Genomic DNA, 20,104 nt, shown 5'->3' with positions numbered 1-20,104 from the left:
AACAACCGAGGCAAGATCAAGCATCCATCCGCTTGAACACCAGCGTCGCGTTGGTGCCGCCGAAGCCGAAGGAGTTCGACAGCACGGTGCCGAGCCTGGCGTTGTCGATGCGCTTGCGCACGATCGGCATGTCGGCGAACACAGGGTCGAGCTCGGTGATGTTGGCGCTCTCGCAGATGAAGCCGTTGTTCATCATCAACAGCGAATAGATCGCTTCCTGGACGCCGGTGGCGCCGAGCGAGTGACCGGTCAGCGCCTTGGTCGCCGAGATCGGCGGGCACTTGTCGCCGGTGCCGAACACCTTTCGGATCGCCTCGATTTCCGGGGGATCACCGGCCGGCGTCGAGGTCGCGTGCGGATTGATGTAGTCGACCGGCGTCTTCACGGTCGCCATCGCCATGCGCATGCAGCGCTCGGCGCCTTCGCCCGAGGGAGCGACCATGTCGTAGCCATCCGAGGTCGCGCCGTAGCCGACCACTTCGGCGTAGATGCGCGCGCCGCGCGCCTGGGCGTGTTCGAGTTCTTCCAGCACCACCACGCCGGCGCCGCCGGCGATCACGAAACCGTCGCGGCTGACATCGTAGGGGCGGGAAGCGGTAGCGGGCGTATCGTTGTATTTCGAGGACATCGCGCCCATCGCGTCGAACAGCACCGAAAGCGACCAGTCGAGTTCCTCGCAGCCGCCGGCGAAGATCACGTCCTGCTTGCCGATCTGGATGGTTTCATAGGCGTTGCCGATGCAATGGTTCGAGGTGGCGCAGGCCGACGAGATCGAATAGTTCACGCCCTTGATCTTGAACCAGGTCGCCAGTGTGGCCGATGCCGTCGACGACATCGCCTTCGGCACCGCGAACGGCCCGACGCGTTTGGGTCCCTTGGTCCGGGTGATGTCGGCGGCTTCGACGATGGTGCGCGCGGAAGGTCCGCCCGAGCCCATGATGATGCCGGTGCGGACGTCGGACACTTCGGAAGGCTGCAGACCGGAGTCCTGGATCGCCTGCTCCATGGCGATGTGGTTCCACGCCGCGCCCTCGCCAAGGAACCGCATCGCGCGCCGGTCGATGACCTCGGCCGGATTGAGCGTCGGGGCGCCCTGCACCTGGGAGCGAAAGCCAAGCTCGGCGTATTTTTCCGCGCGCGTGATTCCGGATCGCGCCTCATGGAGGCTCGCCAGTACTTCCTGGGTGTTGTTTCCGATGGAGGAGACGATGCCCATCCCCGTGATGACAACCCGCCTCATGATCGCCTCGCCTGCCGTTAGGTTTTGTGTGGATAGGTTCTGGTGTGAAGGTGTGCCGGTGTTTGATCGCGCCGATCAGGTGGGCTCGGAGCCCTGCTTGAACAGTCCGACCTTCAGGTCCTTCGCGCGATAGATAATCTCGCCGTCCATGGAAAGCCAGCCGTCGGCAACGCCGAGCACCAGCTTTGAGCGCATCACGCGTTTCATGTCGACGTTGTACACAACCTTGCGGACGTTCGGCAGCACCTGGCCGGAGAACTTCAGTTCACCAAGCCCCAGCGCCCGGCCGCGCCCCTCGCCGCCGATCCAGCCGAGATAGAAACCAACCATTTGCCACATGGCGTCCAGGCCGAGACAGCCCGGCATGACCGGATCGTTCTTGAAGTGGCAGCCGAAAAACCAGAGGTCCGCCTTCACATCGAGTTCCGCCCGGATCAGGCCCTTGCCATACTCGCCGCCCTTCTCGGTAATTTCGGTGATGCGGTCGAACATCAGCATCGGCGGCAGCGGCAACTGCGCATTGCCGGGGCCAAACATCTCACCGCGTCCGCAGGCCAGCAAATCCTCGTATTCGTAACCGCTGCGACGTTCCAGCATGGTATCCGGCCTCTCTGAGATGTCCCGATGGAGCGCTTTGGAGCGAACCGGACCCATTAGTACCTGCGGGAGGACGCTTCCCCGCACGCAGACGCGCTTTCGATCGCAAGGGCTTTAACCCCCGCCAAAATCACATATGTGATCCTCGCATTGTCTAACATAGGGCTTCGGGCCCGGCAAAGCGCGCGAAATGGCCAAGAAGGTGCGCTCTCGCGCCTCGATTCCTCTGCAACGAGGGATCGCCTGGTAACCTTGGGTTCGTTCTAGTTGCGAAAAACTTGCATCTAACTGATTTCCTTTTATATTAGGCAGAGTTATTGCCGGAGCGCGGTGGCCGCAGTGGATATCAACGACCCAGCTTCAACCTTGAACGACGACGGCGTCGATGCCGCGCGCGCTGCCGGGCATCAGCCGGCGCTGACCGGCTGTCCGTGGCACGACGTCAACGAAATGTTGCAGGCCGCCGGGTTGCGGCCGACCCGCCAGCGCATGGCGCTGGGATGGCTGCTGTTCGGCAAGGGCGCCCGCCACCTGACCGCGGAAATGCTGTACGAGGAGGCGACGCTCGCCAAGGTTCCGGTGTCGCTTGCCACCGTCTACAACACCCTCAATCAGCTCACGGACGCGGGCCTGCTGCGTCAGGTCTCGGTCGACGGCACCAAGACGTATTTCGACACCAATGTCACGGCGCACCACCATTTCTATCTCGAGAACAACCACGAACTGGTCGATATCCCCGATCCGCATCTGGTGCTGTCGCGGATGCCGGAGGTGCCCGAAGGCTACGAGATCGCGCGCATCGACATGGTCGTGCGGCTGCGCCGGAAGCGCTGAACTTTTCCGAAAAATGGATTGTCATTCCGGGGCACGCGGAGCGTGAACCTCAGGTGCGCCATGGCGGACCGGGGAATCTCGAGGTTACGGGTTCGATGCTGACGCATCGCCCCGGAATGACGCTGCAGCGTCAATCCACCTTCTCGTCGGCGTAAACGCCCCAGAGCCGCCGCTGTTCGATCCAGCCGTCAAAGCCGTTGCCGGTGACGCGGCACCAGCCCGCGGCGCATTTCTTGACCTGGGCGACGACGCCGGCCTGCAGGCGGGCCGCGATGGCGCCCTTCGGATCGGCGCTCTCGTAGAGCGGCGCCAGCTCTTCCTTGGTCTTCATGGTGACGACCGCGGTGCGGCGGCCGGACAACAGCGAGTGATAGACCCAGCCCTCCGCGCCCTCGGAGTCGCGGACGCGGCGCCAGTTCTCGAATTCGGCCGTGACCTCGACCGGCAGGCCGGAGCGGGTATAGACCCAGGCAACATCATTGTCCTTGGTTGGACCGGCCCTGACATTCACATGGTCCGATTTCAGGCTGACATATCGCGGCACCGGAAGGCCGCTGGTGGTGATGGCCGAATCCTTGGCGGAGAGCCCCGTGCTGACCGATGCGACAAGCCAGCAACCCGCCAGCACCGCCACCGAACACACACGTCCCAACGCCATCAACCCGTCTCCCGCCGAGATGCCCGCAACCCGAATGTTTCGGGTTGAATCCGTCTGCCGACGCTCAAAAAACCCCAGACCCCTGCGCCGCGCTTTAGGACCCCCGGATGGTGGTTTCCGAGGGGTTCTTGTCTTGGCCCGGCCTTCTGATAGAGAGGACGGAACGTCGCGAACAAGAACACCCGAATTTTCCGCTGAGCATCCGCGGCAAGTATTTGGGAACCCAAGAACTTACCTGAGGAAACAGCGGGGCGCCGGGACCGCTTGGCGTCTGCAGTGTCGAACAACCGGGTTAACGAGGTCTGAACAGCGAGCTCCGGCGAGCCGTCGCTGCGTGAGAGCAGAGAATGTCGGTTAAGAAAAAGCCTCTCGTCGTCGTCACCCGCAAGCTGCCGGACTCGATCGAGACCCGGATGCGCGAGCTGTTCGACGCAAGGCTTAATCTTGACGATACGCCGATGACGCCGGAGCAGATTGCCCACGCCGCGCGTACCGCCGACGTGCTGGTGCCGACGGTCACCGACGTGATCAGCGAGGACATCCTCAAGCATCCCGACTGCAGGCTGCGTCTGATCGCCAATTTCGGCAATGGCGTCGACAATATCGACGTTGCGGCTGCGCATGCGCGCGGCATCACTGTCACCAATACGCCGAAGGTCTTGACCGAAGACACCGCCGACATGACCATGGCGCTGATTCTTGCGGTGCCGCGCCGGCTGATCGAGGGCGCGACGATCCTGACCGAAGGCAAGAACTGGCCGGGCTGGTCGCCGACCTGGATGCTCGGCCATCGCATCGGCGGCAAGCGCCTCGGAATCATCGGCATGGGACGCATCGGCCAAGCCGTCGCGCGCCGGGCGCGCGCGTTTGGCCTGCAGATCCACTACCACAACCGCCGTCCGGTGGCCCCTGTCATCGCCGAAGAACTGGGCGCGACCTATTGGGAAAGCCTCGACCAGATGCTGACGCGGATGGACATCATCTCGGTGAATTGTCCGCATACGCCCGCGACCTACCATCTGCTATCGGCGCGGCGGCTCAAGCTCATTCGGAAAGACGCCTACATCGTCAACACCGCCCGCGGCGAAGTGATCGACGAGGACATGCTGATCAAGCTGATCGAGAGCGGCGACATCGGCGGCGCCGGCCTCGACGTCTACGAGCACGAGCCCGCGGTCAACCCGAAGCTGGTGCGCCTCGCCAGGGCCGGCAAGGCGACGCTGCTGCCGCATATGGGCTCGGCCACCATCGAAGGCCGTGTCGAGATGGGCGAGAAGGTCATCATCAACATCCGCACCTTCCTCGACAATCACAAGCCGCCGGACCGCGTGCTGCCCAGCATGCTGTGAGCGCGAGACGGCAAGCGCTATCCGGACGCGCTGCTGGCGCACATGGACAGCGAGAAGCGGTGAGGGCGAGCGGAAAAAGCTCGTCCTGTTATCGGCGATTGCCCTCGTGGCGAGACCCCCACCCCGACCCTCCCCCGCAAGCGGGAGAGGGAGAGCAGCACGTCGCGTGGCGTCCGCTGCGCTCGATCGCCTGATTTGTTTGGCGGTTGAAGTTCAGTCCGTCCCGCAAACGCTGGACGACTCCCTCTCCCGCTTGCGGGGGAGGGCCGGGGTGGGGGCAACCACGCGGGGGACCCTACGCCGCATAGCCGCTCAAATCGGTGATCGTGGGCGCATCGCCATTGAGCGGGTTGGCCGGGTCGCGCGCATAGCGCAAGGTCTCGAACCGCATCGCGCGGGCGTCCACCATCACCAGCCGCCCGACCAGACTCTCGCCGAAGCCGACGATTTCGCGGATCGCCTCCAGCGCCATCATCGAGCCCAGGATGCCCGCCAGCGCACCCATCACGCCGGCCTCGGCGCAGGCCGGCACGGTGCCCGGCGGCGGCGGTTCGGGGAACAGGCAGCGATAGGTCGGATTGAACTTGCCGTCGTCGCCACGCTCATGGGCGCGAATCGTGGTCAGAGATCCGTCGAACTGGCCCAGCGCCGCCGAGATCAGCGGCTTGCCGGCGAAGAAACAAGCGTCGGAAACCAGGTAGCGGGTTTCGAAATTGTCGGAGCCGTCGAGCACGAGATCGTAGTCGGCGATCAGCGACATCACGTTCGTGGCGCCCACGCGAACCGCATGCGTCTGGAATTGAACGTGGGGATTGAGCGCGCCAATCCGCTCGGCCGCGCTGTCAACCTTGCGCCGTCCGATGTCGGGCGTTGCATGAATGATCTGGCGCTGCAGATTGGACAGCGAGACGATGTCGTCATCCACGGCGCCGAGCGTGCCGACGCCGGCGGCCGCCAGATACATCAGAGCCGGCGCGCCGAGGCCGCCGGCGCCGACCACCAGCACCGACGCCTGCTTCAGCGCGGCCTGGCCGGGGCCGCCGACCTCGCGCAGCACGATATGGCGGGCGTAGCGTTCAAGTTCGTCGACCGTCAGCATAGTCGCAATTCTTTCTCCCCCGACATCACCCTATCAAACCTTCATGGTGAGGAGCGCGGAACGCGCGTCTCGAACCCTGCGGCCCCGATCGCGCCCGCGGCCATCCTTCGAGACGCCGCTTCGCGGCTCCTCAGGATGAGGGATAACGAGATTCCCTGAACCGGGGCGCGGCTGTCGCCGACCAAGCAGATGTGCTTGATTGGGCGCACGTCAATGACCCCTTCGCCATTCCACGCCTGCATCCTGCTGGATATGTCATGAGATCGCTGATTTCGGCAACATTGGTGATGGCAGGCGTAGTGGCGGCGGTGGCGGGAGCCTCCGCGCAGCCGGCGGCGCCGGCCCGTCCCGCGCTGCAAAAGCCGGAGGAAACGGCGAATACGATGGGCCAGGCCGAACGACTGGCGCTGCAGTCGGACCTCGCCTGGGTCGGCCTGTACAACGGCGCGATCACGGGCGACGCCAGCGCGCGCATGGTCGCCGCCATCAAGGAATTCCAGAAAGGACGCGGCGCCAAGCCAACCGGCGTGCTCAATCCGCAGGAGCGCGGGGTGCTCGCCGACACCGCGAAGCGAAAGCAGGAGAGCGTCGGCTGGAAGATCGTCACCGACTCCGGCAGCGGCGCGCGGCTCGGCATCCCCACCAAACTGGCGCCGCAGCAGACCAGCGACGCCAAAGGCGCCAGATGGACGTCTGCGACCGGAACGGTCCAGATCGTGTTGGAGCGGCGCAAGGAGAGCAACGCCACGACGGCAGGGATCGCCGAGCGCGAGAAGAAGGAGGCCGGGCGCCGCATCGACTACACCGTGGTCAAGCCCGACTTCTTCGTGCTGTCCGGTCTGCAGGGCCTGAAGAAGTTCTACCTGCGCGGCGCCCTCAGGGGCGACGAGGTTCGCATCCTCACCATCCTCTACGACCCGGCGGTCGAGACTGCCGTGGGGCCGGTGGTGATCGCGATGTCGAGCGCGTTCAACCCGTTTGCGGCTGCCGTGCAAACCGCGGGGCCGCCGCCACGCAAGGCCGTGGAATACGGCACCGGGATCGTGGTCAGCGACGACGGCGCGATCATTGCCGACCGCCAGATCACCGACGGCTGCCTCGCGGTCGCGATCGCAGGCTTTGGCAACGCGGATCGCGTCGCCGAGGACAAGGCGCATGAACTCGCGCTGTTGCGCATCTATGGCGCACGCGGGCTGAAGGCGCTCAACCTCGCCACCAACGCCGCGAAAACCGCGCTCGACCTTACCGGCATTGCCGATCCGCTGAGCCAGGGCGGCGGCGCCGCGGTCAGCAGCGTCAAGGCGTCGGTGGCCCAGTTCGACGGCGGCAAAGATGTGGCGCTTTCGCCGGCGCCGACGCCCGGCTTCTCCGGTTCTGCCGCGCTCGACGGCGACGGCAAGTTCGCCGGCGTCGCGCTGCTGAAGCCGGCGCAAATGGCCGGGCCGGCGAACACGGGATCGGCGACCCAGGCCGTCCTGGTGACGGCAGACACCGTGCGCAATTTCCTCAAAGCCCATGACGTCAAGACGTCAGGCGCATCGACGGACGCAAGAGCATCGGTGGTTCGTGTGATCTGCGTGCGGAAGTAGGCACGACCCGGCGCTGTATTCCAGGGACGTTCGCGGCAATATCCATAGGCCGTGGCGTACTGGATACCCGCTTTCGCGGGTATGACCGTCTTTGATGCAGCTAGCTCAACCCGAACCTCACGCCGGCGCGCGCCAGGCCGCCGGCGATTCCGATCGGGGTGCCGTCGGCGCGCCAGCAGGCCGCGCCCGACATCGTCCCATCCGCATGAAACTGGATCGCATTCATGCCCCCTGCGACCGTCGGCACCGCCTGCACGGTGTGGCCGATCGCGGCGAGCCTGGCGCGGACGCTTTCCGGCACCGCCAGTTCGACCTCGAGCGCGTTGCCCTCGGTCCAGACCCGCGGCGCCTCCACCGCCTCCTGCAGGCTCATACCGTGATCGATCAAATTGATCAGCGCCTGCATCGCGCTTGGAAAGATCCGCTTTCCGCCGGGCAGACCGAGCGCATAGACGAGCTTGCCGCCGCGCAGCGCCATGACAGGCGACATCGAGGTGGTGACGCGTTTGCCCGGCGCCAGCGACAGCGCGTGTCCGGGACGCGGATCATACAGGTTCATGTAATTGTTCGGCACCGTGCCAAGGCCCGGAATCAGTATCCTGGCGCCGAACAGATTGTTGATGGTCTGCGTGGTCGCGACCACGTTGCCGAACGCGTCGGCCGCGGTCATGTGCGTGGTATCGGCGCTCTCGAGCTGCGTCACGCCGGCGCCCCAGGCCTGCGCGCGGCCGGGATTGATCATGCGGCGGCGTTCGTCGGCATAAGCCTTCGAGGTCAGGCGCTCGACCGGCACGTTGATGAAATCAGGATCACCGCTGGCGGCGGCGCGGTCGGCAAAGGCGATCTTGAGCGCTTCGGCGAGATAGTGGATCGTCGCGGCGGAGCCGAAGCCGAGTCCGGCGATGTCATAGCCTTCGAGAATGTTGAGCATCTGCGTGATATGCACGCCGGAGGCCGCGGGCGGCGGCGGGCCCAGGATTTCCCAGCCGCGATAGTCGCCGCGGATAGGCTGGCGCTCGACAGTCTTGTAGCTCGTGAGGTCCTTGCTGGTGATGAAGCCGCCATGCTTCTTCATGTAGTCGACGAGGATATCGCCGAGCGGGCCGTGATAAAGCGCCGCCTCGCCATGCTGCGCGATATAGGTCAGCGTCTCCGCATATTCCGGCTGCACCACGCGCTCACCGGCCTGCAGTGGCGTCCCCTTCGGCAGATAGATCGCCGAGATCGCCTTGTCCTTCAGCATCTCGCCGGCGCCGTCGGCAATGCATTCGTGCAGATAGGGCGTGACCGCAAAGCCGCGCGCGGCGTGCCTGATCGCGGGCTGCATGACGTCAGCAAGCGGCATGGTGCCGAACCGCTGCAGCGTCTCGCACCAGGCCTTCAGTGAGCCCGGCACCGCGACCGCTTTCGGCCCATTCAGGTTTTCATCGCCCACGGTATCGAACACGTCATGCGCCGAGCCGGGTTTGGATTTGTAGGTGTCGGGCTTGACCGCCAGCGGCACCGTGCTCTGGCCGTCGATGAAGCGATGGCTGCCGTCGGCGAGCCGGATATGGGCCATGCCGCCGCCGATGATGCCGACCATCATCGGCTCGACTACCGTCAGCGTGAACAGCGTCGCGATCGCTGCATCGATGGCGTTGCCGCCGGCGGCGAGCATTTGGGCACCCGCACTGGACGCCAGCGGATGATTGCTGACCACCATGCCGCGGCTGCCGGAGGCCGGATGCTTCAGGCATTGAAAGCTGGTGGCTGCGCGATCCCGCCAATGGCCCGTCATGGTTTTTCCCCGCTTGTTGTCACTTCTGGCATTTCGCGCACCAGAATGTCGAGCGCCCGTTCTGGACGAAGCGGCGCACGACGCCGCCGCAGCGCGCCGTCTGGCACTTTTCGCCGGCGCGGTCATAGACCGTAAACGCGTGCTGGAAATAGCCGAGTTCGCCCGAGGTCTGGCGGTGATCGCTGATCGAGGAGCCGCCGGCCCTGATCGCCTGGTTGAGCACGGCGTGGATCGACGTCACCAGCCGCCCGGCGTGATCGGTGGGCTCTCCCTTTTTCGTCGACAGCGTCGCGGCCAGCCGGCGCGGCGACAGATGCGAACGGTACAGCGCCTCGCAGACATAGATGTTGCCGAGACCGGCGACCACGCGCTGGTCGAGCAGCGCCGCCTTCAGGCTGGTCTTCTTGTTGGCGCAGGCGCGCGCCAGCATCGCGGCGTCGAACTCATTGCCGAGCGGTTCGGGGCCAAGGCCCTTCAGCAGCGGTTCGTGCTCCAGCGCATTGCGGGCGATGACCTTCATGTAGCCGAAGCGGCGCGGATCGTTGAACACGACGGAGGCGCCCGACGACATGTGAAACACCACGTGATCATGCGCGCGTTCCTCGCCGCGCGGATGGTGGAACCGGCCCGGCGCGGCGGCGGCGCTATCGTGCAGCACCCGGAACGACCCGGACATGCCCAGGTGCATCAGCAGCACGTCGCCGGAGCCAAGATCCGCCATCAGGTACTTGGCGCGGCGGCCGAGGCCGGTCACGGTCTGGCCCTCCAGCCGCGCGATAAAGTCCTTTTGAAAGGGAAACCGCAGGTCCTTGCGCCGGGCTTCGGCCTTGAGGATTGTCGACCCCTCCATGGCGGGCTGCAGGCCGCGGCGGACGGTCTCGACTTCGGGCAATTCAGGCATGCGGGCATTCACCTTATGGAGGTGACGTGATAGCGCCATTGCGGCGGGCGCGCTATGGTCGGCGGACGGAGTATGAGTTGATGGATCGGCCGGATCAAACCACCCATTTTGGCTTCCGGGATGTGCCCCTGGGGGACAAGCAGACGCTGGTGAACGAGGTGTTTCACAGCGTGGCGGCGCGCTACGACCTGATGAACGATCTGATGTCGGCGGGACTGCACCGGGTCTGGAAGGGCATCATGATCAATGCGCTCAACCCGCCGAAGGGGGATGCGCCGTTTGCGCTGCTCGACCTCGCCGGCGGCACCGGCGATATCGCCTTCCGCGCGGCCGAGGCGGCCGGAGCCGGCTTCCACGCCACCGTCTGCGACATCAACGCCGACATGCTCGAGGTCGGCCGCAACCGGGCCTTGGCGCGACATCTCGACCGGCAGGTTTCGTTCGTCGAGGGCAATGCCGAGGCGCTGGCTTTTCCCGATCGCAGCTTCGACGCCTGCACCATTGCATTCGGCATCCGCAACGTGCCGCGGATCGACGCCGCGCTACGCGAGGCCTACCGCGTGCTCCGGCCCGGCGGCCGGTTCCTCTGCCTCGAATTCTCCACCGTCGACATTCCCGGGCTCGACCGGTTGTACGATTTTTTCTCGTTCAACGTGATTCCGCCGCTCGGCCGCGCCGTGACCGGGGATGCGCAATCCTATCAGTACCTCGTCGAATCGATCCGGAAGTTTCCCAGGCCCAATGAGTTTGCCGAGATGATCCGCGCCGCCGGGTTTTCCCGGGTGAAATGGGAGAGCCTCTCCGGCGGCGTGGTGGCGCTGCATTCGGGCTGGCGTTTGTGATCTCTGCGGCGACCCACATCGCGCGGCTGGTGCGTGCCGCCTTCGTGTTCGCGCGCGAGGGCGTGTTCGGCGTCGTCGATCCAAGTCTGGTGCCGCCGCCCGCCCAGTTAGCGCTGCGGCTGGCGCGGCTGATTGAGCGCCCCGGCGTCAAATCCGGGCCGCGGCTGTCGCGCGCGCTGACGCGGCTTGGCCCTGCCTACCTCAAGCTCGGACAGTTTCTGGCGACCCGGCCCGACGTCGTTGGCGTGGCGATGGCGCGCGACCTCGAGAGCCTGCAGGACCGGCTGCCGCCGTTCTCGCAGGCCGAGGCCGAGGCCGTGATCGCGCTGTCGCTGGAACGCCCTGTGGCGCAGTCGTTTGTCAGCTTTGGCCCGCCGGTCGCCGCAGCTTCGATCGCGCAGGTGCATCGCGGCGAGACCGAGCGCGATGGCATCCGCAAATCGGTCGCGGTGAAAGTGCTGCGGCCCAATGTCGCCGCGCGTTTCCGCCGCGACCTCGCCGATTTCTTTTTTGTCGCCCACAATGCGGAGGCGCATTCGGCCGAAGCGCGGCGGCTGCGGCTGATCGAGGTCATCAACACGATGTCGCGGTCGGTGGCGATGGAGATGGACCTGCGGCTGGAAGCGGCCGCGCTGTCGGAGATGGCGGAGAACACACGGGACGACCCGGATTTTCGCGTGCCGGCCGTCGACTGGGACCGCACCACCCATAACGTGCTGACGATGGAATGGATCGACGGCATCGCGCTGAACGACCATGCCCGCCTCGAAGCCTCGAACGTCGACCTGCCCGACCTCGGCCGCAAGGTGATCCAGAGCTTCCTGCGCCACGCGCTGCGCGACGGTTTCTTCCATGCCGACATGCATCCGGGAAACCTGTTCCTCGACGATGCCGGCCGGCTGGTCGCCGTCGATTTCGGCATCATGGGCCGCCTCGGGCCGAAGGAGCGGCGCTTCCTGGCCGAAATCCTGCTCGGCTTCATCACCCGCGACTACCGCCGTGTCGCCGAGGTGCATTTCGAGGCCGGCTACGTGCCCGGTCATCACTCGGTCGACAATTTCGCGCAAGCGATCCGCGCCATCGGCGAGCCGATCCACAACCGCACCGCCGAAGAAATCTCGATGGCGAAGCTGCTGACCCTGCTGCTCGAGGTCACCGGACTGTTCGACATGCAGACCCGGCCCGAATTGATCCTGCTGCAGAAGACCATGGTGGTTGTGGAAGGCGTGGCGCGCGGTTTCGACCCGAAGCTCGATATCTGGAAGATCGCCGACCCCGTGGTGCGCGAATGGATCGAGCGCAATCTCGGCCCGGTGGGACGGATCGAGGGCGCGGTGTCGGGGGCGGGCGAACTCGGCCGGGTGATGGCGAGCCTGCCGTCGATCGCGTCGCGCGCGGTTGCGGTGCTCGAGAACATGGAGAAGATGACCCGGGAAGGCCTGACCTTGTCGCCGGAGACGATTGCGGCGCTGGGCCGTGCCGAGGGCCGCAAGAGCCGCTGGCGGACGGTGGCGCTCTGGATCATTGCGATCACCTTCCTCGGAATTCTGGTTGCCGTTCGACAGTTATGATTGCATTGATAGCATACATGTGATATCATTGATTTCATGACTTCGGAGATTGCCCGTGGCCAGCCTGACCATCCGAAAGCTCGACGACGCCATCAAGTCGCATCTGCGGCTTCGCTCCGCCAGCAATGGCCGTTCGGTCGAGGAGGAGGTGCGGGTCATCCTGCGCGATTATTGCGAGGGTCGGCCGGCGACGGCCGCCCCGGCGCCGACCGCCGCCCCGGCTCAATCTGAACGGCCCACCGCGCCGCAGGCCGTCCATGGTGAGGCCCGCGTCACCTTGATCATCGGCGGCGGCATTGCCGCCTACAAGGCGCTCGACCTGATCCGGCGCCTGAAGGAGCGGCACATCGACGTCCGCTGCGTGCTGACCAGGGCCGCGCAGCAATTCGTCACGCCGCTCGCCGCCAGCGCGCTGTCGCACCAGCGCGTCCATACCGACCTGTTCGACGCCGGCAGCGAGTTCGACGCCGGGCATATCCGGCTCGCCCGCGAATGCGACCTGATCGTGGTGGCGCCCGCAACCGCAGACCTGATGGCGAAGATGGCGCAGGGCCATGCCGACGATCTCGCCAGCGCGATCCTGCTGGCGACGAACCGGCCGATCCTGCTGGCGCCCGCCATGAACCCGCTGATGTGGAACAACGCGGCCACCCGCCGCAACGTGCTGCAGCTGCGTCGCGACGGCGTCGCCATGACCGGACCCAATGCCGGCGAAATGGCCGAAGCCGGCGAAGCCGGCGTCGGGCGGATGTCAGAACCCACCGAGATTGCCGCCGCCGCCATCGACATGCTGCGGCCGCCCAAACCGAGGCCGCTCGCCGGCAAGCACGTCTTGATCACGGCGGGGCCGACCCATGAGCCGATCGATCCCGTGCGCTACATCGCCAATCGCTCGTCGGGCAAGCAGGGATTTGCCATCGCCGCGGCCGCGCAGGCGGCAGGCGCGGATGTCACGCTGGTCTCCGGCCCGGTGGGCTTGCGCGATCCCGCCGGGGTGACGGTAATCCGGGTGGAATCGGCGCGCGACATGCTCGATCAGGTCGAAGCCGCGCTGCCGGCGGACATCGCCATCTTCGCTGCCGCCGTCGCCGACTGGCGCGTCGCCAGCGAAGGCGCGCAGAAGCTGAAGAAGACCACGGCCGGCATGCCGCAGCTCGCACTGGTGGAGAACCCGGATATTCTCGCGACCATCTCGAGGCTGAAGGACGAGCGGCCGCCGCTGGTGATCGGCTTTGCCGCCGAGACCGAGCATCTCATAGACAATGCCAAGGCCAAGATCGCGCGCAAGGGCTGCGACTGGATCCTCGCCAATGACGTCTCGCCGGCGACAGGCGTGATGGGCGGTGATCGCAACACCGTCCACCTGCTGACGCGCAAGGGCAAGGATATCGACGTCGATTCATGGCCGGTCATGACCAAGGAACAGGTCGCGGACAAACTGGTAGCGGCGATCGCCAAAGCGCTGGAGGAGTCTTCGTGAACGCGACCATAAAGGTCGATATCCGCCAACTGCCGCACGGCGAGGGTCTCGCTTTGCCGGCCTACCAGAGCGCAGACGCAGCCGGCCTCGATCTGCTGGCCGCGGTGCCCGCAGACACGCCCTTGATTCTAGCGCCCGGCAGATACGCTGCCGTACCGACCGGGCTTTCGATCGCGCTGCCCTCCGGCTACGAGGCCCAGGTGCGGCCCCGCTCCGGCCTCGCCGCCAAACACGGCGTCACCGTGCTGAATTCGCCCGGCACGGTGGATGCGGATTATCGCGGCGAGATCAGCGTGCTGCTGATCAACCACGGCAATGAGGCCTTTGCCGTTCGGCGCGGTGAACGCATCGCGCAGCTCGTGATCGCGGCGGTGGTGCGGGCGCAACTGGTTGAGGTGGGGACGCTTTCGGCCACCGGGCGCGGCAGCGGCGGCTTCGGATCGACCGGCCGCTGATCGAATCCCCGACCGGTAAGGATCGACCCGGCAGGTCGGGATGCGGCCCGGCTTGGCGAGATTCGCCGCGATTGTTCAATGCAGCATTTTTTCACAACCGGCTTTCACGTTCACGGTCTGGACTCTTACCGCCCGACTCCCCAAGGGGATACTCTCAACCGATTCGTACGGAGCGCGACCCGCGAAAGTGGGGACCGGTTTGGCGTCCGGGCACGCTCCAAACCTGAGCCAGCGTTTGATCCCATCGCCAGACCGCTCATACTTGGCGGATTGCGCGCGGGGGGCAGCGCCAGGCTTAAGTCGTGCGTTTTGGGGCAAGGAATGTCGGGCGTGGTCGCGGCGATGCGTGGAACCCTGCTGTCGCGCACCTCACTGGCGCGCCACGGTCTGATTGTGCTTGCCGCCGCGCTGTTCACCGCGCCGGAGCCGGCGCTTGCCAGCGACATGGCCTTCACGCAGGCAATTTCGGACTGGCTTGAGCTCTATCATCAGGAATTCGCGGCCCTGACGACGGCGCTCGCGCTGCTCGGCTTCACCGTCCTCGCCGCGATCCTACTGATGCGTACCCGCATTCGGGCCACCCGAAACGAACTACGGCTCCGCTCCGACATCGCCGAATTGCAAGTTCAGGCCGACCGGCTTCGCGCGCTCCTGTTCGCCGAACCCCAGATCCTGATCGCCTGGGCTGCCGGCGATAGCCGGCCCCAGATCAGCGGCGACACCACGCTGCTGATCTCCCAGGACACCTCGGCGAACTCGCCGCAACGCATCCTCGCCTTTGGAACCTGGCTGCCGCCGGAACCGGCGCGGCAGATGGACCATGCCGTCGTCGCCCTGCGTGAGGCCGGCGAAGGCTTCCTGCTCAATCTCTTTACCGCGAACGGCCGCGCATTCGAAGCGATGGGTCGCGCCATCGGCGGCCAGGCCGTTGTCAGGATTCGAGAACTCGGCGGACTTCGCCGCGACCTCGCCGAATCAAACCTCCGCTACAGGACGCTGCAGGAAGAAACCGAACTGCTGCGCGACTTCGCCGCTGCCACGCCCTGGCCGATGTGGGCCAGAAGCGCGGACGGTCAGCTGCGCTACGCCAATGCCGCCTATGTTCAGGCCACCGAAGGCGCAAGCATCACCGATACCGTCGAGCGCAACCTCGAACTGCTGGAGAACGACCAGCGTGCCGAGATGAGCCGGGCGCTGAACGACAATTCCAGCTTCAGCGCCCGGCTGCCGATCGTGGTCGGCGGCGAACGGCGGATCTACGATGTGCAGGCGCTGAAGCTGGCCGCCGGCAGCGCCGGCATCGCCATCGACGCCAGCGAGGCAACCGCGTTGCGCGACGCCATGGACCGGATGGCGGAAGCCCATCGCCGTACCCTTGACCAGCTGTCGTCGGGCGTGGCCGTGTTCGACGCTCAGCGGCGGCTCGCCTTCTACAATGAATCCTACCGGCGGCTGTGGAGCCTCGATCAGGCCTTCCTCGACTCCCATCCCGACGATTCCAGCGTCCTCGACCGCCTTCGCGCGGCGCGCAAGCTTCCGGAGCAGCCGGACTTCCGGGTCTGGAAAGCCAAGCTGCACGAAGCCTATCGCGCCATCGAACCGGAAAGTTACACCTGGTTCCTGCCGGACGGCCGGGCGCTCAGCGTGGTCACCACGCCGAACCTCGAAGGCGGCGTCACCTATCTGTTCGACAACGTCACCGAAAGCCTCGATCTGGCGCGAAGGTTCGACCGGCTGACGCGCGTCCAGCACGAGACGCTCGACAATCTCGCCGAGGCGGTGGCGGTGTTCGGCAGCAACGGCCGGGTAGAGTTGTTCAACCCGGCCTTTGCGAAGATGTGGAGGCTGTCGGCTGACTCGCTGAAGGAGCAGCCGCACATCGAAACCGTGGAGGCATGGTGCAAGCCGCTGTTCGATGACGAACGCGCCTGGCGCGCGCTGCGTGAGGCGATCACCGCCATCGATAACCGCGCGCAGGAATCGCTCAAGCTCGATCGCAAGGACGGCAGCGTGCTTGACTGCATGACCATGCCGCTGCCCGACGGCGCGACCATGCTGACATTCCAGGACATCACGGACACCGAGAATGTCGAGCGGGCGCTCCGCGAACGAAACGAGGCGCTGGAAGCCGCCGATCAGATGAAGGTCGATTTCGTCCACCACGTGTCCTACGAATTGCGCGCGCCCCTCACCACGATCATCGGCTTCGCGCATTTCCTCAGCGATCCCTCGACCGGGCCGCTGACGCCAAAACAGGCGGAATATCTCGACTACGTCACCAAATCGACCAATGCATTGCTGGCGCTCACCAACAACATCCTCGATCTCGCCACCATCGACGCCGGCGCCATGAAACTCGAGATCGGACCCGTCGATATCGGGAAAGCCATCCAGGCCGCCGCCGAAGGCATCCAGGACCGGTTGGCGACCGACCGCATCGAACTCAAGGTTGAGATCGACCCCGACGCCGGAAACTTCATCGGCGACGAGCGGCGCGTGGTGCAGGTGCTGTTCAACCTGCTCGCCAACGCCGTCGGCTTCTCGCCGCACGACGCCACGGTCACGATCCGCGCCCGGCGGATCGATCACCGCGTCCTGTTCTCCGTTACCGATTCCGGTCCCGGCATCCCCCCCGACGTCAAGGACAAGGTGTTCGACTGGTTTGAAAGCCACTCCAACGGCTCGCGGCACCGCGGCGCCGGCCTCGGCCTGTCACTGGTGCGCTCCTTTGTCGAACTGCATGGCGGCAAGGTGCGGGTCGATTCGACGGTCGGCATTGGCACGACGGTCACCTGCGAGTTTCCGATCGACCAGAACGCGCATCGCAACGCCGCCGAATGACCCCGCCCGCGACATTCTCGGCGACGCTGGCGGACGAGACGGCCACGGCGCATTTGATGGCCGACCTTGCGCTGCTGGTCGGTCCGGGCGACACCATCACGCTTTCGGGCGATCTCGGCGCCGGCAAGACCGCCGCTGCTCGGGCCATGATCCGCTATCTCGCCAACGATCCGGCGCTGGAGGTGCCAAGCCCGACGTTCACCCTGGCGCAGAGCTACGAGCTGCCGCTTCCGGTCGTTCATGCCGATCTCTACCGCATCAACGATTCGAGCGAACTGGAGGAAATCGGGCTGTCGCCGCTGCCCGAGGCCACGCTGGCGCTGATCGAATGGCCGGAACGCGCGCCGGATGCGCTGCCCGCAGACCACATCAACGTCGCGTTCAGCCATCTTCCGGAGAGCGGATCCACCGCCCGCACCGCTGACATCACCGGCTACGGCAAGGCTGCGGCGCAGGTCGCGCGGCTCGCTGCATTGCGTGGTTTCCTGGAGAGCGCGGGCTTTTTGGACGCGCAGCGTGAGCGCATGCCGGGCGACGCTTCGACGCGCTCCTATGCGCGGCTCGCTCGCGACGAAGGCACCTCGATCCTGATGAACGCGCCGCGCCGCCCGGACGGCCCGGCGATCTACGACGGGAAATCCTACAGCGCTGCGGTTCATCTCGCCGAGGACGTCAAACCGTTCGTCGCCATCGCCGATGGACTGCGCGCGCACGGCTTTTCCGCACCCGAGATCCGCCACGCCGACCTCGATACCGGCTTCCTGATCACCGAGGATTTCGGCAGCGACGGTATCGTCGAAGGTGATCCGCCGCGGCCGATCGCCGAGCGCTATGAAGCAGCGATCGACATGCTTACGGCGCTGCACCGCCAGGCCATGCCGGCGACGGTGCCGCTGGCGCCCCGTCTCACCTACGACATCCCGGTTTTCGATATCGAGGCCTGGCTGGTCGAGATCGGACTCATGCTCGAATGGTATCTGCCGCAGCGCGGCGCCGCGGCAAGCCGGGAACAGCGCGCGGAATTCATCGCAATGTGGCGCAAATTGCTGGCAAAGCCTGCGGCCGCGCCGCGTACCTGGGTGATGCGGGATTTTCACTCGCCCAACATTCTCTGGCTGGGTGATCGCCCCGGGGTGTTGCGCGTCGGCCTGATCGACTTTCAGGATGCGGTGCTGGGCCCCGCGGCCTACGATCTGGTTTCGTTGCTGCAGGATGCGCGCATCGACATCCCGGAACAGCTCGAACTGACGCTGCTGACCCGCTATATCAGGGCCCGGCGCACCGCCGAGGCCGACTTCGATGCTGCCGGCTTTGCCGAGATCTACGCCATCATGTCGGCGCAGCGGAACACCCGCCTGCTCGGAACCTTTGCCCGGCTGAGCCAGCGCGACGGAAAGCGCCAATATTTGCGTCACCAGCCTCGAATCTGGACCTATCTGAACCGCTCGCTGGCGCATCCGGCGCTGGGCGCGCTTCGCCGCTGGTATGCCGCCAACGTCCCACCGCCCGCCCGCTGATTTACCTTCCGTTAGCATCTCCGCCGCTACTCTGGCACCGGCTATGCGGGAAGGCGCGGCCAGCCCCTTAAAAGCGGGATTGTGACCATGGGCTTCGGAGAACGACGCAAAGGAGATCGGGTTGTGTTCGAGCGCGGCCTTGCCGCGCACATGATGGGTATCGACGGTACCTGGCGGCGCAACTGCGTGTTGGAAGACGTCTCGGAGACCGGAGGCAAGCTGACCGTGGAGGGCTCGGTCGAGGGCCTGCACCTGAAGGAATTCTTCCTGCTGCTGTCCTCGACGGGGCTGGCTTACCGCCGCTGCGAACTGGCCTGGGTCCATGGCGATCAGATCGGCGTCAATTTTCTCCTGCGAGGCGATAAGAAGAAGAACAGGAAGAAGACCGCCACAAGCGAGGCCACCGCGGCCGAAGCCTGAGGATGGGTCGGGGCGAAGCCGTCTTACAGCCGTCACAGGCGACGACTATGGCCTCAACGTCGCTGTCGCCGGCGGACCGCCGTGGTATCATCCACGACGCAATTTCAATGGTTCGAGAACAGCGATGCCGGTTACGCCCACCAAAGCCATGGTCCTTGCCGCCGGCCTCGGCCTGCGGATGCGCCCGTTGACCGAGCATTTGCCGAAGCCGCTGGTGCGGGTTGCCGGACAGCCGCTGCTCGACCACGTGCTGGACAAGCTCGCCGGGGCCGGTGTCGCCGAAGCCGTGGTCAACGTCCATTATCTGCCGGACCAGATCATTCAGCACGCGGCGTCCCGCGCGCGGCCTCGCGTCGTAATCTCCGACGAACGCAGCCATGTGCTCGGCACCGGGGGCGCCGTGGTGAAGGCGTTGCCGCTGCTGGGCAAGGAGCCGTTCTTCCTTGTGAACGCCGACACGATGTGGATCGACGGGGTAAGACCCAATATGACGCGGCTGGCCGAAACCTTCGATCCTGACCTGATGGACATTCTGCTGCTGATGGCGCCGACGACGAGCAGCATCGGCTATGGCGGCCGTGGCGATTACGCGATGCTGCCGGACGGCGCGTTGCGCAAGCGCCGGGAACATCAGGTGGTGCCGTTCGTCTATGCCGGCGCGGCGATCATGTCGCCGTCGCTGTTTGCCGACATGCCGGCGGGCGAGTTCTCCCTGACCATGATCTTCGACCGCGCCAACGAACAGGAACGGCTGTTCGGCCTGCGGCTCGACGGCGTCTGGATGCATGTCGGGACCCCGGACGCGGTCGAGGCCGCGGAAGAGGCGTTCCTGGAAAGCGTGGCGTAGCTCCGGATTCGGCATCCAATTAGGTTGTCATGCCCCGCCAGCGGGTCCTGTGGGGAACGGCTGGCCTCTCCACCCATGACCTGT

Annotated in this window: 17 protein-coding genes; 11 read left to right on the top strand and 6 right to left on the bottom strand. The window is 65.7% G+C overall.

Features of this window, described 5'->3' with window-relative positions; translation table 11 throughout:
* Nucleotides 1-16: 16 nt before the first annotated feature.
* A complete protein-coding gene (gene fabB, locus Q0D31_RS07355; protein ID WP_291847668.1) occupies nucleotides 17-1,240 on the bottom strand; it encodes a beta-ketoacyl-ACP synthase I in 1,224 nt (407 codons plus the stop codon).
* A 75-nt stretch (nucleotides 1,241-1,315) separates the two neighbouring features.
* A complete protein-coding gene (gene fabA / locus Q0D31_RS07350; RefSeq protein WP_291847665.1) occupies nucleotides 1,316-1,837 on the bottom strand; it encodes a bifunctional 3-hydroxydecanoyl-ACP dehydratase/trans-2-decenoyl-ACP isomerase in 522 nt (173 codons plus the stop codon).
* A 366-nt stretch (nucleotides 1,838-2,203) separates the two neighbouring features.
* On the opposite strand from fabA, the gene irrA reads away from it, so the two are divergent.
* Nucleotides 2,204-2,671, top strand: a complete 468-nt coding sequence (irrA, locus tag Q0D31_RS07345) for an iron response transcriptional regulator IrrA (RefSeq protein WP_291847662.1) — start codon at nucleotides 2,204-2,206, stop codon at nucleotides 2,669-2,671.
* Nucleotides 2,672-2,801: 130 nt separating this feature from the next.
* Here the strand turns inward: irrA and Q0D31_RS07340 are convergent, their stop codons facing one another.
* A complete protein-coding gene (locus Q0D31_RS07340) occupies nucleotides 2,802-3,329 on the bottom strand; it encodes an SH3 domain-containing protein (RefSeq protein ID WP_291847659.1) in 528 nt (175 codons plus the stop codon).
* 347 nt (nucleotides 3,330-3,676) lie between these two features.
* On the opposite strand from Q0D31_RS07340, the gene Q0D31_RS07335 reads away from it, so the two are divergent.
* Nucleotides 3,677-4,678 (top strand): D-glycerate dehydrogenase, encoded by a 1,002-nt coding sequence (locus Q0D31_RS07335; RefSeq protein ID WP_291847656.1) that lies wholly within the window; start codon nucleotides 3,677-3,679, stop codon nucleotides 4,676-4,678.
* A gap of 295 nt (nucleotides 4,679-4,973) precedes the next feature.
* Here Q0D31_RS07335 and moeB read toward each other — a convergent pair whose 3' ends face one another.
* Nucleotides 4,974-5,777 carry a molybdopterin-synthase adenylyltransferase MoeB gene (gene moeB / locus Q0D31_RS07330; RefSeq protein ID WP_291847652.1) on the bottom strand — a complete coding sequence of 268 codons (804 nt, stop codon included), beginning with the start codon at nucleotides 5,775-5,777 and terminating at the stop codon, nucleotides 4,974-4,976.
* Between the two features lie 257 nt (nucleotides 5,778-6,034).
* Here moeB and Q0D31_RS07325 point away from each other — a divergent pair, with 257 nt between their 5' ends.
* Nucleotides 6,035-7,366, top strand: coding sequence for a serine protease (locus tag Q0D31_RS07325; protein ID WP_291847649.1), 1,332 nt, complete (start codon nucleotides 6,035-6,037; stop codon nucleotides 7,364-7,366).
* 100 nt (nucleotides 7,367-7,466) lie between these two features.
* Here the strand turns inward: Q0D31_RS07325 and ggt are convergent, their stop codons facing one another.
* Both ggt and mutM read right to left on the bottom strand, forming a co-directional pair.
* A complete protein-coding gene (ggt, locus tag Q0D31_RS07320) occupies nucleotides 7,467-9,146 on the bottom strand; it encodes a gamma-glutamyltransferase (protein ID WP_291847646.1) in 1,680 nt (559 codons plus the stop codon).
* A 19-nt stretch (nucleotides 9,147-9,165) separates the two neighbouring features.
* Entirely contained in the window at nucleotides 9,166-10,047 is an 882-nt protein-coding gene (gene mutM, locus Q0D31_RS07315) for a bifunctional DNA-formamidopyrimidine glycosylase/DNA-(apurinic or apyrimidinic site) lyase (RefSeq protein WP_291847642.1), read from the bottom strand.
* A gap of 80 nt (nucleotides 10,048-10,127) precedes the next feature.
* Between mutM and ubiE the strand changes: the two genes are divergently transcribed.
* The 8 genes from ubiE (at nucleotide 10,128) to Q0D31_RS07275 (ending at nucleotide 20,020) form a co-directional block, all read left to right on the top strand.
* A complete protein-coding gene (ubiE, locus tag Q0D31_RS07310; protein WP_291848151.1) occupies nucleotides 10,128-10,889 on the top strand; it encodes a bifunctional demethylmenaquinone methyltransferase/2-methoxy-6-polyprenyl-1,4-benzoquinol methylase UbiE in 762 nt (253 codons plus the stop codon).
* Nucleotides 10,886-12,460, top strand: coding sequence for a 2-polyprenylphenol 6-hydroxylase (gene ubiB / locus Q0D31_RS07305; RefSeq protein ID WP_291847639.1), 1,575 nt, complete (start codon nucleotides 10,886-10,888; stop codon nucleotides 12,458-12,460). The genes ubiE and ubiB overlap by 4 nt, the downstream gene beginning before the upstream one ends.
* A 55-nt stretch (nucleotides 12,461-12,515) precedes the next feature.
* Nucleotides 12,516-13,940 (top strand): bifunctional phosphopantothenoylcysteine decarboxylase/phosphopantothenate--cysteine ligase CoaBC, encoded by a 1,425-nt coding sequence (gene coaBC / locus Q0D31_RS07300; RefSeq protein WP_291847634.1) that lies wholly within the window; start codon nucleotides 12,516-12,518, stop codon nucleotides 13,938-13,940.
* Nucleotides 13,937-14,395 (top strand): dUTP diphosphatase, encoded by a 459-nt coding sequence (gene dut / locus Q0D31_RS07295; RefSeq protein WP_291847632.1) that lies wholly within the window; start codon nucleotides 13,937-13,939, stop codon nucleotides 14,393-14,395. The genes coaBC and dut overlap by 4 nt, the downstream gene beginning before the upstream one ends.
* 321 nt (nucleotides 14,396-14,716) lie before the next feature.
* Nucleotides 14,717-17,236 (top strand): PAS domain-containing sensor histidine kinase, encoded by a 2,520-nt coding sequence (locus Q0D31_RS07290; protein ID WP_291847629.1) that lies wholly within the window; start codon nucleotides 14,717-14,719, stop codon nucleotides 17,234-17,236.
* Complete coding sequence (gene tsaE / locus Q0D31_RS07285; protein WP_291847626.1) at nucleotides 17,233-18,753, top strand: tRNA (adenosine(37)-N6)-threonylcarbamoyltransferase complex ATPase subunit type 1 TsaE; 1,521 nt, start codon at nucleotides 17,233-17,235, stop codon at nucleotides 18,751-18,753. Before Q0D31_RS07290 ends, tsaE begins: the two co-directional genes overlap by 4 nt.
* 87 nt (nucleotides 18,754-18,840) lie before the next feature.
* Entirely contained in the window at nucleotides 18,841-19,173 is a 333-nt protein-coding gene (locus Q0D31_RS07280; RefSeq protein WP_291847623.1) for a PilZ domain-containing protein, read from the top strand.
* Between the two features lie 124 nt (nucleotides 19,174-19,297).
* Nucleotides 19,298-20,020, top strand: a complete 723-nt coding sequence (locus tag Q0D31_RS07275) for a nucleotidyltransferase family protein (RefSeq protein WP_291847621.1) — start codon at nucleotides 19,298-19,300, stop codon at nucleotides 20,018-20,020.
* Nucleotides 20,021-20,104 lie beyond the last annotated feature (84 nt).

The organism is Bradyrhizobium sp. (genome assembly GCF_022844465.1).
In the GTDB taxonomy this organism is placed as follows: domain Bacteria; phylum Pseudomonadota; class Alphaproteobacteria; order Rhizobiales; family Xanthobacteraceae; genus Bradyrhizobium.
The sequence above is the reverse complement of the archived record's forward strand: the minus strand, read 5'-3'. Positions and strand labels throughout refer to the sequence as shown.